Genomic DNA, 14,522 nt, shown 5'->3' with positions numbered 1-14,522 from the left:
GTTGTCTTGAAGAACTGCTGATCAGTTGCCGGGATAGGCCGTACCGGTGCCCAGGAAACGCTTCGTCGTCTCGCGGGCGGCTTCCTCGGACTGCGCCTTGCGGGCAGCATCTTCGGCTTCAGCCCGGAACTGGGTCGCGAGCAGCGTCTGGATCTGGATCTGCTGCTTGGTCGAAAGCGCGATCAGCTGATTGGTGGCCTGGCTTGCCTCAAGGGCACCTGCCGCGCCCTGACTGCGGTTGACGAGATCGGTAAGCAGGTCGCCGTCGGCCCGCACGTTCTCCACGATCTGCGACTGCGCGCTCATGGTTTGGCGGAACGCCTGCATGGCGTTTTGCCAGCGCTCGCGCGCGGCGCTCGCCACATCGCTGACCTTGATTGTGGCGTCGTAGCTTTCCGGATATTGCAAACGCCACTGGTTCTGAAGCTTGTCGAGATCGAAGCTCAGGCCGCTGGCCTGGGTCATCAGGCCGTCGATCCGTTGGAGCGAACCTGTGAGCTGGCCGACGGAAGAAAAATCCAGGCGCTGAAGGTTGCGCGCCATGTTCTGCAGCATCGTCGCCTGGTTCTGAAGCGACTGGATCTGGTTGTTTATCTGCTCCAGGGAACGTGCCGCTGTCAGCACGTTCTGCGCATAATTCGACGGATCGAACACGATTAGGGCGTGGGCCGGCTGGACGTAGTCGGCCATCGGTTTTGCGATTAGGGAAACGGTGATCAGGCTGGTGAGAAGGCGGCGCCGCATCATGACGATTGCTCCTTGTCTGGTTGAGGGAATTGCTGGAGAAGCTCGGCAGCCCAATCGAGGCCGCGCGCACTCAGGAACCGGGAAGCAAAGCTGTCCTGCCCGTGCTCTGACAGGACGCTGTCGATCAAAGCTTGCGTGGCCGGATCAGAGGCGCCGCAGAGCGCAAGAGCGATCGGGCCGAGCCCGAGCTCGAAGAGGCGGTTGCCGCGGCGCGACTGCACATAATACTGGCGCTTCGATGTGGCACGGGCGACCAATTCGATCTGCCGCTCGTTCAGACCAAATCGCTCATAAGCCACCCGCGCCTGCGGTTCCACGGCACGGTCATTGGGGAGAAAAATGCGCTGTGGGCAGCTCTCGATGATCGCCGGCGCGATGGAAGAGCCAGCGATGTCCGCAAGCGACTGCGTGGCAAAGATCACCGACACGTTCTTCTTTCGCAGCACCTTCAGCCATTCACGGATGCGGGCGGCAAAGAGAGGGTTGTCGAGATAGACCCACGCCTCGTCGAGCATCAGCAGCGTCGGCCGTCCGTCGAACCGCTCCTCGAGACGATGGAACAGATAGGTGAGCACCGGGAGCACAGCGCCTTGGCTGTGCATCAGCTCTTCGGTCTCGAAACACTGCACATCCGACAAAGCCAGCCGATCTTCATCGGCATCGAGCAGCCGGCCGAAGGGACCGTCGAGCGTGTAGGGCATCAACGCGGCCTTGAGCCCATTGGACTGAAGCAGAACCGACAGGCCCGTCAGCGTGCGTTCCTGCACCGGCGCAGTGGCAAGGCTGATGAGTGCCGACCAGATCGCCTCCTTTACCTCCGGCGTAACGCTGACATTCTCATGGGCAACGAGGCCGGCGATCCATTCCGCCGCCCAGCTGCGAGTAGCCTGGTCGCCGATATTGCTCAGTGGCTGGAAGGCAAGCGCACCATCCGCGCCCAGAGCGTGGTGTTCTCCGCCCATGGCCAGTGTTGCCGCACGAGCCGAATTGCCCTTGTCGAAGACATAGACCTGCGCCCCGGCATAGCGTCGAAACTGCAGAGCGACTAGCGCGAGCAGAACCGACTTGCCGGCACCGGTCGGCCCAACGACCAGCATGTGGCCGACATCGCCGACGTGGGTGGAAAGCCGAAACGGTGTCGACCCGTTGGTCTCTGCGAAGAGAAGCGGCGGGGATTCGGTCCCAGTCACGTTGGCGAGATGCTCGTTATCCACCGGACCGGCCCACGCCGACGACAGCGGCATGACATGGGCAAGATTCAGCGTGTGAACGAGCGGCTGGCGAACGTTAGCGTAGACATGACCGGGCAACGAGCCGAGCCACGCCTCGACCGCATTGATGCTTTCACGGATCGTGGTGAAGCCGAGCCCATTGACTATGCGCTCAACCGCTCGGAGCTTTTCCGCGGCGGCCTGCCGGTCTTGGTCCCATACCGTCACCGTTGTGGTGAGATAGCCGAAGCCGACGTGATCGCCGCCCAATGCCTGAAGGGCGGCATCCGCATCGAGCGCCTTGTTGTCGGCGTCACTATCGACGAGAGGGACGGGTTCGTTGGTCACGACCTCGCGCAGGATGGCTGCGACCGATTTGCGCTTGGCAAACCACTGACGGCGCAACCGGGTCAGTGTCTTTGTGGCTTCCGTCTTGTCGAGCGGGATGAAGCGCGTCATCCAGCGGTAGGCGAAATCCTGATGGTTGAGCGCGTCGAGGATCCCTGGCCGGGTGACGTTCGGGAAACCAAGGATGGTGAGGGTGCACAGATGCTGCTCACCCAGCATCGGCTCCAGGCCGCCGGTAAGCGGCGCGTCAACCAGAACACCGTCGAGATACATTGGCGTTTCCGGCATGGCGACCGGATGGCGGTAGGTCGAGATTGTGCCGTGCAGATAGGTTAGCGTCTCGGCATCATCGAGGGCGCGCACTTCCGGCATGAAGCCGGACAGCAAATCCAGGACGCGGTCGGTCTCGTCGCGAAACCACGCCAGCTCCTGGCGCCAGTCTCTAGCCCCTCCCGAGTGATGCGAGTCGACCAGTGCGCTTTCCGCCCGCGCCTGGCCATCTGGCGCCGGCATGAAGACCAAGGTCAGATGATAGCGACTCTCGAAGTGCGCGACCTTGCCCTCGAAGGCCGCGCGCCGTTCCTCATCGACCAGCCATGAGGCAGCATCGGGAAAAGCCGAGCTCGGATAGCCCAGCGCTTCAACGCGCTCGGCCTCGAAAAACAACCCCCATCCGGAGCCCAACCTTCGTAGCGCATTGTTAGCTCGTGCGCAGATGCCGACCAACTCGGCTTCGGTCGCGCTTTCAAGGTCGGGGCCACGGAACCGGAAGGTTCGCTGGAAGCTACTGTCTTTATTGAGCACGATGCCGGGCGCGACCAAAGCGGCCCAGGGCAGATGATCGGCAAGCCGATCGGCTTTGCCGCGATACTCCGAAAGGTTCAGCATGCAAGCCAGCCCTTCAGGCGAAGATGACGGACAAGCACGCTGGCGAAGTCCGGATCGCGGCGAGCGGCAAAGACCGCGAGGGTGTGGCCGGCGATCCAGAGCGCCAGTCCGGCGATCCACTGCTGCAGGCCAAGGCCTATTGCCGCGGCCACCGTGCCGTTGAGGATCGCCACCGCTCGCGGCGCGCCGCCCAGCAGGATCGGCTCAGTCAATGCCCTGTGAACGGGGACTTCGAAACCCTCGATATGCTGCTCTCCGGTGGCCATCAGACGAGTGCCCCGCCGCCGAAGGAGAAGAAGGAGAGAAAGAAGCTCGATGCCGCGAAGGCGATCGACAGGCCGAAGACAATCTGGATCAGCCGGCGAAAACCGCCTGCCGTGTCGCCGAAAGCAAGGGTCAGGCCGGTGGTGATGATGATGATCACCGCGACGATCTTGGCGACCGGTCCCTGCACCGACTCAAGGATCTGCTGCAGCGGCTGTTCCCAAGGCATGCCGGAGCCCGCTGCGTGGGCCGGGACGGTGAGAAGAAACGCGAGCGCGGTGGACGAAAGGAAGCGAAGCTTCTTGAGCATGAGGTGACCTTTCAAAACTGCTGGAGTTGCGGAAGCGTGAGCGGGGTGACGGCGTAATCACCGCTGCTGTCGAGACCGGTGACCTCAGCGATCGCGTCAATGCGGCGCGAGGATCCGCGCCCAGCGATGAAGACGATCAGATCTACCGCATCAGCGATGAGGCGGCGGGGAACGGTGACGACGGCTTCCTGGGCGAGCTGCTCGATACGGTAGAGAGCGGAGCGCGCCGAATTGGCGTGAACCGTCGCGATGCCGCCGGGATGCCCGGTGTTCCATGCCTTCGGCATGTCCAGGGCTTCCGCGCCCCTGACTTCGCCCACGATGATGCGGTCGGGTCTGAGCCGCAGGGTCGAGCGCACGAGATCGGCGAGCGTGACCGACCCCCGCCTCGTCCTCAAGGCAACGCAATCCTTCGCCGCGCATTGCAGTTCGCGCGTGTCCTCGATCAGGATCACCCGCTCGTCGCAATCGGCGGCTTGTGCCAGCAGCGCATTGGCAAGTGTTGTCTTGCCCGACGACGTGCCGCCGGCGACCAGGATGTTGCGCCGCTCGCGGACCGCCTTCTTCAGCGCATCGGCCTGCAGCGGCAGCATGACCCGGTCGGCGACATAGTCGGCCAACGTGTAGAGTTTCGCCGCAGGCTTTCGGATGGCGAAGCATGGCCCCAGCACGACAGGCGGCAGCAGACCCTCGAAGCGCTCGCCCGATGGCAATTCGGCGCTGACAATCGGATTGTCCGCATGCGCCTCGGCGCGCACGTGGGAGGCGACCAGGCGGATGATGCGTTCGGCCTCAGAAGGATGCATGTGCACGCCGGTGTCGACCCGGCCTTCACCCAACCGGTCGAGCCGCAGCGCACCGTCGGGATTGACCATCACCTCAATGACGGTCGGATCGGCAAGGGCTTCGGTGATCGCCGGACCCATGGCGGTGCGCAGCATGGCGCGGCGGCGATGGTCGGCTTCCGGATGAGAACTCATCCTTCCCCTCCCCTGCGATCGTCGGTGCCAAGTGACCGTTTCCCGGAAGCGATCTGGCGGCCGACCTGTTCAACGAATTTGTCGAAGCGCTCCTGGGCAATCGCTTGCGTGGCCCTGTCCGGCACCGGCGTGTGAGCATGAAGCGTGATCGAAAAGCGGATGAAGAGCGCCAGGCTCTCCAGGATCATCTCGACATCGCGCCTGACATGTCCGAGGTCGCGGGAAAGACGGTCGAGCCTCTTGCCGTAGCGCTGGTCGAGTTCATTCTCCCCACGCTGCTCGATAAAGGTCTCGACCGCGTGCGCCACAATGGCCGATTTGGTGGTCGATGGATTGCGGCTGAGGTTCTCCAGCTTCTCGCTCAACTCGGGTCCAAGCAAAAACTGGTGACGAATGCGGTGGGGCTTCATGCTGCTTGTTCCCTCTGACCGGCGCTGATGCACCGGCGACGGGAACGAGCATCGTCGAGATCCTCGAAATCGCTTACGGCCGTTATCTACGCTGAGATGCGCCCGCGTATGGCGCGCCGTTCAGAAGCCGGGCACGATGTCCTTGTCGTCGCCCATTCCCTCATTGACGCCGTAAGCACGTGCTGCGGTGGAAATCCGATCCATGACGCGCTTGTCGGCGAGCGTCTCGCAGTCATCGTCTGCGGGCGTGAACAGATCGCCCTGATCAGGCTCCTGGACGACGAGGGTCCGTTCTTCGCGCAGGCCCGGATGGCGCTGCTGCTGGACACCTCCGTCTTCGATTGCCGCGCCGGCACTGTCGTCATCGCCAGCAAGACGCCGATCCACGCCGCGCACCTGTCCACTCCAATCGTCCGGGCGCGACGTGGGCCGATCCGCGTAGGCACCGTCGCGCAGCACCGGCGAAGGCAGCACTCGCTCCGTGAAATTCGGATCCTGGTAATAACGCAACTTCTTGGCGCGAATCGGCGGCAATCCCGAAACCAGGATTAGTTCGTCAGCCTGCGGCAACTGCATCACCTCACCCGGCGTCAGCAGGGGGCGAGCGGTCTCTTGGCGGCTTACCATGACGTGGGACAACCAGGGCGCCAACCGATGGCCGGCATAGTTGCGCATCGATCTGAGTTCCGTCGCGGTACCGAGCGCGTCCGAGATGCGTTTGGCCGTGCGCTCGTCATTTGAGGAAAAGGCAATCCGCACATGGCAATTGTCGAGAATGGCGTTGTTCTCGCCATAGGCCTTGGAGATTTGGTTCAACGATTGCGCGATGAGATAGGCGCGGATGCCGTAACCCGCCATGAAGGCCAGCGCGGTCTCGAAGAAATCGAGCCGTCCCAGCGCCGGAAATTCATCGAGCATCATGAGAAGTTGGTGCTTACGGCTCTTCTTCGGGTCACCTTCCAGGCGCTCGGTCAGCCGCCGGCCGATTTGATTGAGCACCAATCGCACCAGGGGCTTAGTGCGCGAGATATCCGACGGCGGCACGACCAGATACAGCGACATCGGTCGCTCGGCATCCACAAGGTCGGCAATGCGCCAGTCGCAGGCCGATGTTGCCGCGGCAACCGTTGGATCTCGATAGAGCCCGAGAAACGACATGGCGGTCGAGAGAACGCCTGAGCGCTCGTTCTCTGACTTGTTCAGCACCTCACGAGCCGCCGAGGCCACGACCGGATGGACCTGAGGCTTGTCCACCGTGCCGAGGTGGTTTGTGGTCATCATCCGCTGCAGTGTCGCAGCGAATGAGCGTTGCGGGTCCGACAGGAAGGTGGCGACACGGGCGAGTGTCTTTTCCTCTTCGGCGTAGAGCACGTGCAAGATGGCGCCAACCAGGAGTGAATGACTGGTCTTCTCCCAATGGTTCCGCCGCTCCAGCGCGCCTTCCGGATCGACGAGAATGTCGGCGATGTTCTGAACGTCGCGGACCTCATCTGGACCTTTGCGCACTTCCAGCAGCGGGTTGTACCGCGCCGATCTCGGATCGGTCGGATTGAACAAGAGACAGTGCGAGAACTTCGACCTCCAGCCAGAGGTCAGCTGCCAGTTCTCGCCTTTGATGTCGTGAATGACGGCCGAGCCGGTCCAGGAAAGAAGGGTTGGAACAACGAGTCCGACGCCCTTGCCCGAACGTGTCGGCGCAAAGGCCATGACGTGTTCTGGTCCGTCATGGCGCAGATAGCGATAATTCAGTCCGCCAAGGAAAACGCCGGCCGGCTGAAACAGCCCCGCCTTCTCGATCTCCAGCTTCATGGCCCATCGTGAGGACCCATAGGTGGTGACCAACCCCCGCTGCCGTGCGCGCCAGAGGGACCCAGCTATCGCGGCGGCACAGCCCAGGAACCCGCTGGCTCCGGCAAGTATGCCAGCCTTGTCGAAGACTTCAGGCGCATAGGCGTCAAATTGGAACCACCATTCGAACAGTTTCCACGGCTGGTAGATCGGCCAGCCGACTGTCACAAACCATGGCGCGCCGAGTGGCGGCTGATAGAAGAGCATGTGGGCGCACCATTGGGTTGCAGTCCACACGCCAAGAATGACAATTGCGAATACGACAGCGATCTGCCCAATCAGCAACTTCGTGGGTGTCAATGGCTTGCTCCGCTCTTCTGGCCAGACGGACCAAACATCGCGCCGAGCGATGAGAATTCGAACGGCCGCTACGTGCGACTAGGTGCGATGACAAGGTTGATAGGCATTGTTCAGCTGCGAACAGCGAAAATCCGCCGCAGCAACCGATCGGCGGTGCCAGGTACGCGGTTTGGTCGCAGAAGATGTTGGGGCTTCAGGCGCGGGCACATTGAAGATGTGCTGACAGACAAACCTTTGGAGCCGACGCGTTTGTGCGAGAGCGAGCTGAAAGGCTCGGCGAGAAGTCGTCGTTCTCAATTGGGCGACGGGGGATACATCGGCGAAGACGGCATAAGGCAGGATGGGCCAGACCGAGCCGATGGCAACGTCGTAGCCAAGGCCTTGGAGCCCATAGCGCCTGGCCGGGAGGCCGCCGCCAGTCAGGCTTACGCGGCGCGTCGTTGAGCGAGGTGAAGACCCGAACGGGCTCGACGAGGGTCCACGGCGGTCACAATGTTGTGGTGGTGATCGCAGTAGACGCGATCCGGCGAAGTTGGCCCAGCACAAAAACGATAACCGCCAGGTACAGAAGCGTCTTCGCTCACCGGGAAGCGGCACTGATAGAGGCCTAGCTGAATGAGGGGGACGTCTCTCGAAGTTGGTCTGATATTTTCAGGCATGATGGTTTCCTAGTTCGTAGCAATTACCAGCTGACGGCCGCAGTGCGACCCGTCGGGACGAGCTTCTCTCGTTTTGGAGGGCTATGGGTCACCATATGGTGTTGGTAGCACCATCAATGAAGCCCTACGCCCTGCTTCTGAAGCCAATAGTTTGCGACTTAAGGCCACACGCGCGAACGCATTAGTAATCTACCATCGTGTCCCCGAGGCACTCGCCCGCCGCGGTTTGCCGGCGGCGGGGTCGCACTGGCTTGTGGGGCCCTAGGCCCACTCGCGGCGCTCGCACTCGATCTCGGTGCGGGTTTCCCGTGTCTCACCGCCCTGTCAGCGCCTTGCAAATGAGCGAAACCAAGCTGTCGCGCGCTCGCTCGTGGAGTGCGCCTTTCGGCCGCCATGCAAGGAAATCATCAACGCTCATCCAATCAGCCGGGTTTGTGTCGGCGTCTGGCTGGCTGAATTCCACATACAAATGCAGTTCGTCCGGCACGAAGACGACCCTCCATAATCCTTTGATGTCATTGGCAAGGTTGTAGGCGAGGACGGTCATGGCGGGGCACTCCTTTCGCCGTGGAGCGTGCCTATCTCACGGGAAAATTCCATCACCAGAAGTTAGTATTGACGCTCGCGCTTTCTCAGAAATCCAACGTCCGCGTGATGCCGAAAGGTGCAGCCAGCTTTTTGTGTATCTCGATGGAACACGGGATCGCCGCGAAAGTTCGGTGCACGCAGCGAATCCTCCCCCTCCAGGTATTGCTGCAGATCGGTATTCCGATCGGCCCGCGCTCCCCGCAAGGCGCGGGCCTCGGGCTGTGGTGCTCATGCCATCTACTTCGATACGCAAAACGGAATACGATCCTGACAGAAGAATCCTCTCTGTCTGGTTTGTGGCCAGCGGCAAGCGGTACGAGTTTGAGGGGGTACCGCCGGAAACCTTTGCCGCGTTCCGGGCCGCGTTCGCCAAGGGCCGCTACTTCAACGACCACATCCGCAACAATTTCCGCTATCGTCTGGTTGCGAGCGATAGCGACCCGGGATGACCTGACCTGCCGACCGCTCAATCGTCCTATCGCTCCAACCGGCGGTTGGTGGACGCGTTGCCGCGCTTAGGGTTGGTTACGGTCCGCGCTCACCTGGCAAGCCCAACCCCCCGCATCCCCCCGCCTGGTGCAAAGCGTTTGATCGGTCCCGCCGTTCTGGCAGTGCGGCGGGACTTTTTTGCGGTCCAGGTGGAACATCGGCGCGCGGGGAAGGCGCGGTGCACGCAGCACCCTTTTCTCATCCAACGTACGCGGTGGCGCGCTGAAGGGTCTCAACGTCGGTCTGCCGCCGGAGCTCAACTAGCTGGACTATTGCTCGACCGGAAGCGGCTCGTGCTGGGACTCAGCGTGGTGGAAGACCTGTCCAAGATCGCGCGCGTCGAACGTTTGGCCGCAGACTGGGCAGTAGACCAAGTGCTTCGACTCGTCCTCTACCGGCCCGTCATGCGGCCTGCCCTCATAGCCCGTCGCGATGTTGTCGGTTCTAATCCGGGGCAACGACAAGTGCCTTTCGTCGGTTTGGCGGCCTATATTTCTCTACCAACCGGACCTTGTCACGGTCGACCGTGACCAGCGGCCCGAGGTCGATCGTCACGGTGTCCTCGTCGATGCGCGTGACCTCGCCTTTCAGGTCGATTTGCTGGCCTCGGTTCACCTTGCTGTGGTCGATGATGGAATGTGGGAAGTCGTAGCCTGGGATCGACACGCTTACGCGGTCCTCTGTTATCCGCCTTCGAACCCTGGCCGTAATGGCCACCTGGTCACCAATGTCTATTCCCCGAGCCATGCCACGGATTCTGGTGCGGGCAGCGTCTTCTTCAAGAGGATTCTAATATACGTCCGCCACTTTAAGGCTGGCCTACGACCAGAGTGACAAAAGTTGAGCTTCTTGGGGGAACACTCTTTCTATCTGCCTGTTGGATTTGCCAGCGCACACCGCGCATTCAGACAGGAGAAAGAACATGAAACGCATCCTTTTGGCTTCGGCCGTACTGGCGGTGTCGGCCGGGCTTTCCTTTGCCCAGACGACCAGCGGAACTTCGAGCGGAACCTCGACGAGCGGCACCTCGACCACGACAACCATGCCCAGCACGACGGATCAGGGCACCGGCACGACGAGCAGCGGCACCAACATGTCCGGCGATCAAGGCACCGACACGACCACGACCAGCGGCACCACAAATGCGAACTCGGCCAGAGACTGCGCGCCCGGCCAGCAGACTGGCAGCGCTCAGCAGGCGGCGCCAGGTCAGCAGGACACGACAGCCAAAACCGCCGCGCCAGGCCAGGTGAAAAAGACCGACGAAGGTTGCTGATTGGCACATCGGCTCGGGTTGGAATCACCAGCGTGTGGCTGGCTGGTCTCCCCCGACCACCGGCTAAGATAAACTCGGCTGGCGAGCAAGTTGCCGCCAGCCGAGCATCAGTCCAGGAACGTTTGCGCTTGCTTGTGCTTTCAGTGGGGCACGCCTAGCTTCTGTTTGCTTTCGGTCAGATAGTGTCGCTGGCGTCTTCGGACTACCGGTGAAGCAAGTCCGATGTGCGCCTATCGCGACCCCGCTTCACCTGCCGTCCAGCCGTTCGCGCATTCGCGATCGTCGCTCTCGGCAACAGGCGGCGCGCGCGGCCAGGACGTGTCGCATGTGCGCGCTGTCGAAGGAGGCGCCCAGCAACATTGCGCGTGAAGGCACGCGGGCATCCGATCGATCGTTAACCTTTCTCTGCAATGAGCGCCTTGTCGCCGGCGATGGGCCTCCGGCTCTTACGCATTATGGAGATCACATGTTGGTCCCGGCACCCGATGCCGGGAGCAGGTCTGCTTCGGAGCGTCGTGACAGAACTGGGCGACATGGTTGCGGTGGAGTAGGCGCCGTCGCCCTGGATGAACAACAACTGTCGCATGCGGTGCATACGTTGTCGAAGCTTTCGGTCGGCCGCGGCCGCATCGACGACGACCACAACGGCATCAAGTCGTTGCTGAAAGCCCGCAAGGTATCGTCAAGACATAGCGTGCCGGCGAAGATCCGCCCTCGCGACAGGGATTCGTCAGGCCGATCGGTCGGCAACGTGACCGGCCAGATGAGCGAGAGCTTACCCTCGGTGCTGGTCTCGACCCGGCTCGTATAGAGGCCTGAAGGGACATCTCCAAACGCTCATCGACGGTCGTCGATCACTGCCGACTACGGTCGAGGTCGTATGGCTCGTGGCCTAGCTCGTTGTGATGAAGCGCCTCTGCCATACACCTGATGTCGAACGCTTGGCCGCACCCCGGGCAGAGGACGAAATACTCCTCCTCCCGAAGTGGCGATGCATCGTGGTCTTGGGGGATGACGATGTCATTGTATTCGTCGGGCATTGGGTCCTCCGGCAACGCCGCCCGCCATGCTGGAACGCCTGCCGGCCGGATTTGTTTCAAAGTTACTGCGCTTAAGAAGAGGGCCGGAACGGGTGAAGCACAATGTCGGTAAGCGCAAAGCGAGGGCGCCCGAAACTCATCACGTGAGCTGAACGACTGCTTTTGCCAACTCGATGCTCGAAACCTGCCGATCTGCTTAGGCCGGTTCCGGACATTCGTGACCGGCCTCATAAGTCATAAGAAGCGCCCACCACCTACGGGACTCAAGCCGACATTCCCCGAGCCTTTCGCCAGGCACGGACTCTTTGCCAACCGCACATTTGAAGGCTATGCTTCCCACATCGGCCGCCAGCGCGTCGGACGCAGCCGACAGTAAGAGGTACGTGCTCTTGCCCGCATGGGAGAGAGAGCCATGCCCCAATCCCTTCTTCGCAACCATGTATTGAAAACCCTCTCCTCGGAGGATTTCGCGCTTTTGAGGCCGTCACTGCATCACGTCGAACTCAACATCAAAGACCAGCTGGAAGTCTCTTATCAGCCGATCGAGCGTGTGTATTTTCCAGAGATGGGCATCGCGTCAGTGGTCGCTACGATGACCGGTGGGCGGCAAAGCGAAGTCGGCATCGTCGGCCATGACGGCATGACAGGAGTTGCCGTTATTCTCGGCCAGGACAAGTCGCCCAATGAAACCTATATCCAAGTCGCAGGTAATGGCTGGATCCTCCCGGTTGAAGCTCTTCGCTCTGCGATTGCAGAGAGCCAATCCCTTCGCGAGTCACTGCTTCGCTATGCCCACGCGTTCCTCATCCAGTCGTCCCGGACGGCACTGGTCAACGGCCACTCCAAAATCGAGGAGCGCTTGGCCCGCTGGTTGCTGATGGTCCAAGACCGCGTCGAAGGAAATAAGATCTACCTGACGCATGAATTCCTGGCGACAATGCTTGGTGCCCAGCGCCCCGGCGTTACCACGGCCCTCCAAATGCTTGAATATCGGGGGCTGGTTCACGCCAAGCGCGGCGAGATCACGATTATCGACCGCGTTGGAATGATACGACTCACGCATGGTGCTTACGGGGAGGAGGAGCAAAGTCACTTCGGCCTAGCCTCAGCCTAACTGTCCTAAATCAGACAAACCCTTGCAAGCTACCGAATTCGTGCCGTAAATCGTGTGGGTCAGGGTTCAGGGAGGAATTCTCGATGACCACCACTTTTGACACAGTCACGGTTGAAAGAGCCGCCGAAGCCTATGTTCTCTCCAGAGGCAAGGCCCACTTCCTTTCGATAGCACAGGCAATCCGCGCCATCCGAACACTCATGCCCGCATGCAGGGCCACCGACCGCGAGCTGGAGGAGCTCTTGGCGGCAGCATCCATTATTCACGGTGTGCCAGTCGCGTTCGACTTAAAAACAGCCGTGGCCGCAGAACCACGGCTCCATTCATAGGGCCGGGTGATGCCTGCGCTCGCGCAGACGCCTACCTTATCGGACGTTCGCCAAGCGATTGTCCGCCACCTGATCGACAACATCGGCAGCCCGAGCATTTCGATATCCGAGGTTAGCCACACCGTGAGGAGAATGCTTCCCTTTTGCGAACTCACGGACTGGCAACTTGGCGATCTGATTGCGCGAAGCGCGATCGATGCGGGATTCACGATTGAATCCGACGGGGTGGGTCCCGAAAACGCATGTCGAGGCTCAATAGCGGAACAGCCGCTTTAGCCATGTGGCTCCCAATCACGGACGGTCAGGTTGTGGCCCACGTACAGCCGCCAGGCGGCAACGCGCCTGATATCGCACTTCGAGATCAACTCGGCCGCTTCCTGTTAGCCGGAGTTGCAAGCGGCCCCGCTAACAATCGTGGTTGCGCTTTTAGGGCATCGTGGTTCAGACCGCTGGCGGATTAGAACTCATGTTGGCTTTGCGATCGGCTCATCGCTGCCGACTATCGGGGATCTATATAAAGGGGCATGTCCACGCGCCGTAAAATCAATGCAACAGCGAAGCTGATTGGAGAGTGGCCTTTAACCCCAGCTGCAACGTTTGGATCGTCCGTCAGAGTGAGGGGTATTTTTCTCGAAATACGCGCCCGCCTTCCAACGGAGTTCAGGAAATTTCAATATCGAGTCCCGCGTGCTTACCCTGCGCCTGTCTGAAGGCGCCGAGAATGATGTGCAGGTGGTATTCGGGATCCTATCCAAAGCACTGCAGAATATCGAAGACTTGCCCGTAATCCCTCGTGAAATCGAGGACATTCTGACGATCTCGACGGCCGAACGGCACCGCTGGTTGAAAGATGGTCGCTTGCAGAGCGCCGGGACGAAAACGGTGAAACTCCGCGGGCGGGCAAGAAACATCACCTTTCACGTGTTCGACCCGCAGCACGTGGAGGATGTGCTTGACCGCGACCTGGTTACGGTCTGGCGCGAACAGGACGCAGCGACAGCTGCAGACAATAGGCGGCGAGCCGCGGGCGCGTCACCGATCCCCGGGATGTTGGTGAGCGCGCCGGCGGCGATGATCCGGTCAAGCGGCTGCGACAGCGCCGTCAGACTGTCTGCCGCGCGCAAGTATGCCGTTATGCGATAGGGATTGTCGCCGCGCATAGACGCCCGTTGTCCGTATTCCCTCAAAAGACTGGCGACGGTCCTCGGATTGATCTTTGCCATGGCTTCAGCCAAACGAGGCCGATCTCCGCAGGTTCCGATCAGGCAAGGCCATGAGAGCCGCGTTGCCGTTTAAATCCCGGCTTTACTGCCTTCTTCCCGCGTCGGCCGCTACAGATCGGGCAAGGATTGGTCAGCGCGACCCCGCCCCAGCGATTCAAGGATAGCGCGGAACTGAAAGGCAGCGGCGCGGACGGCCTCAAAATCGAGGCCTTCATCGGGGTCGAGGTCGAACACGAGGCGGTCGGCCTTTTCGACATCCGTATCCGGTTTCTGCCATCGGCTTTAGAAGCCTGACATTCCGGTTCCGGTCCCCTTAAGTGTGCGTCCGGTTTTGATCCTCTCGTCGAACCCATGTTTCGATTGACGATTAGTCGACGTGCCCCATTGACGCCAAGTACCTCGCCCAGAGCAGCTCCGATGCGAGTTTCAAGAAGTGCAAAATGGCCCATAAATGCGCCGACCAGAGAGAACGCTCTCGTATCGGGGTCTATTTCGAGC

General features: G+C 61.1%; 17 protein-coding genes and 1 pseudogene. 6 read left to right on the top strand and 12 right to left on the bottom strand.

The genetic code is table 11. The annotated features are described in order from the left end of the window. Positions 1–21: 21 nt before the first annotated feature. The 8 genes from trbJ to NKI47_RS30235 all read right to left on the bottom strand — a co-directional run bounded on the left by trbJ (position 22) and on the right by NKI47_RS30235 (position 8,512). Positions 22–747, bottom strand: a complete 726-nt coding sequence (gene trbJ / locus NKI47_RS30275) for a P-type conjugative transfer protein TrbJ (protein ID WP_352594742.1) — start codon at positions 745–747, stop codon at positions 22–24. Beyond that, positions 744–3,194 (bottom strand): conjugal transfer protein TrbE, encoded by a 2,451-nt coding sequence (gene trbE, locus NKI47_RS30270; protein WP_352594740.1) that lies wholly within the window; start codon positions 3,192–3,194, stop codon positions 744–746. The genes trbJ and trbE overlap by 4 nt, the downstream gene beginning before the upstream one ends. Continuing rightward, positions 3,188–3,460: a VirB3 family type IV secretion system protein gene (locus NKI47_RS30265; RefSeq protein ID WP_023680309.1), complete on the bottom strand. Its 273-nt coding sequence runs from the start codon at positions 3,458–3,460 to the stop codon at positions 3,188–3,190. The genes trbE and NKI47_RS30265 overlap by 7 nt, the downstream gene beginning before the upstream one ends. Further along, positions 3,460–3,768 (bottom strand): TrbC/VirB2 family type IV secretion system protein, encoded by a 309-nt coding sequence (locus NKI47_RS30260; RefSeq protein ID WP_023680310.1) that lies wholly within the window; start codon positions 3,766–3,768, stop codon positions 3,460–3,462. The genes NKI47_RS30265 and NKI47_RS30260 overlap by 1 nt, the downstream gene beginning before the upstream one ends. Positions 3,769–3,779: 11 nt before the next feature. Then, positions 3,780–4,748, bottom strand: coding sequence for a P-type conjugative transfer ATPase TrbB (gene trbB / locus NKI47_RS30255; protein ID WP_352594738.1), 969 nt, complete (start codon positions 4,746–4,748; stop codon positions 3,780–3,782). Beyond that, positions 4,745–5,158: a CopG family transcriptional regulator gene (locus tag NKI47_RS30250; RefSeq protein ID WP_352594736.1), complete on the bottom strand. Its 414-nt coding sequence runs from the start codon at positions 5,156–5,158 to the stop codon at positions 4,745–4,747. Before NKI47_RS30250 ends, trbB begins: the two co-directional genes overlap by 4 nt. A gap of 120 nt (positions 5,159–5,278) precedes the next feature. Next, positions 5,279–7,306, bottom strand: coding sequence for a conjugal transfer protein TraG (locus tag NKI47_RS30245; protein ID WP_352594734.1), 2,028 nt, complete (start codon positions 7,304–7,306; stop codon positions 5,279–5,281). 972 nt (positions 7,307–8,278) lie between these two features. Further along, positions 8,279–8,512: a hypothetical protein gene (locus NKI47_RS30235; RefSeq protein ID WP_352467844.1), complete on the bottom strand. Its 234-nt coding sequence runs from the start codon at positions 8,510–8,512 to the stop codon at positions 8,279–8,281. A gap of 271 nt (positions 8,513–8,783) precedes the next feature. Between NKI47_RS30235 and NKI47_RS30230 the strand changes: the two genes are divergently transcribed. After that, positions 8,784–9,002 (top strand): KTSC domain-containing protein, encoded by a 219-nt coding sequence (locus tag NKI47_RS30230; RefSeq protein ID WP_352594731.1) that lies wholly within the window; start codon positions 8,784–8,786, stop codon positions 9,000–9,002. A gap of 484 nt (positions 9,003–9,486) precedes the next feature. Here NKI47_RS30230 and NKI47_RS30225 read toward each other — a convergent pair whose 3' ends face one another. Further along, positions 9,487–9,708, bottom strand: a complete 222-nt coding sequence (locus NKI47_RS30225) for a hypothetical protein (RefSeq protein WP_352594730.1) — start codon at positions 9,706–9,708, stop codon at positions 9,487–9,489. Between the two features lie 256 nt (positions 9,709–9,964). Between NKI47_RS30225 and NKI47_RS30220 the strand changes: the two genes are divergently transcribed. Continuing rightward, positions 9,965–10,318, top strand: a complete 354-nt coding sequence (locus tag NKI47_RS30220; protein WP_352594728.1) for a hypothetical protein — start codon at positions 9,965–9,967, stop codon at positions 10,316–10,318. Between the two features lie 598 nt (positions 10,319–10,916). Next, entirely contained in the window at positions 10,917–11,129 is a 213-nt protein-coding gene (locus tag NKI47_RS30215) for a hypothetical protein (RefSeq protein WP_352594726.1), read from the top strand. Positions 11,130–11,172: 43 nt separating this feature from the next. Here NKI47_RS30215 and NKI47_RS30210 read toward each other — a convergent pair whose 3' ends face one another. Beyond that, positions 11,173–11,358 (bottom strand): hypothetical protein, encoded by a 186-nt coding sequence (locus tag NKI47_RS30210; RefSeq protein ID WP_352594724.1) that lies wholly within the window; start codon positions 11,356–11,358, stop codon positions 11,173–11,175. A gap of 412 nt (positions 11,359–11,770) precedes the next feature. Between NKI47_RS30210 and NKI47_RS30205 the strand changes: the two genes are divergently transcribed. The 3 genes and pseudogenes from NKI47_RS30205 to NKI47_RS30195 all read left to right on the top strand — a co-directional run. Next, positions 11,771–12,472, top strand: coding sequence for a Crp/Fnr family transcriptional regulator (locus NKI47_RS30205; RefSeq protein ID WP_352449750.1), 702 nt, complete (start codon positions 11,771–11,773; stop codon positions 12,470–12,472). Between the two features lie 83 nt (positions 12,473–12,555). Then, complete coding sequence (locus NKI47_RS30200) at positions 12,556–12,801, top strand: hypothetical protein (protein ID WP_352479079.1); 246 nt, start codon at positions 12,556–12,558, stop codon at positions 12,799–12,801. Positions 12,802–13,325: 524 nt separating this feature from the next. Further along, positions 13,326–13,827 (top strand): annotated as a pseudogene (locus tag NKI47_RS30195) (hypothetical protein); the annotation flags it as partial. On the opposite strand, the gene NKI47_RS30190 reads toward NKI47_RS30195, so the two are convergent. Together NKI47_RS30190 and NKI47_RS35260 are read right to left on the bottom strand one after the other, a co-directional pair. Next, positions 13,719–13,961 (bottom strand): hypothetical protein, encoded by a 243-nt coding sequence (locus tag NKI47_RS30190; protein ID WP_352594785.1) that lies wholly within the window; start codon positions 13,959–13,961, stop codon positions 13,719–13,721. The pseudogene NKI47_RS30195 and the gene NKI47_RS30190 sit on opposite strands and share 109 nt — an antisense overlap. Positions 13,962–14,132: 171 nt before the next feature. Further along, positions 14,133–14,258, bottom strand: coding sequence for a hypothetical protein (locus tag NKI47_RS35260; protein ID WP_352549760.1), 126 nt, complete (start codon positions 14,256–14,258; stop codon positions 14,133–14,135). Between the last annotated feature and the right edge of the window lie 264 nt (positions 14,259–14,522).

The sequence above is a fragment of the Mesorhizobium sp. M0633 genome, assembly GCF_040320645.1.
Classification (GTDB): Bacteria; Pseudomonadota; Alphaproteobacteria; order Rhizobiales; family Rhizobiaceae; genus Mesorhizobium.
This window is presented reverse-complemented; position numbering and strand designations above follow the sequence as displayed.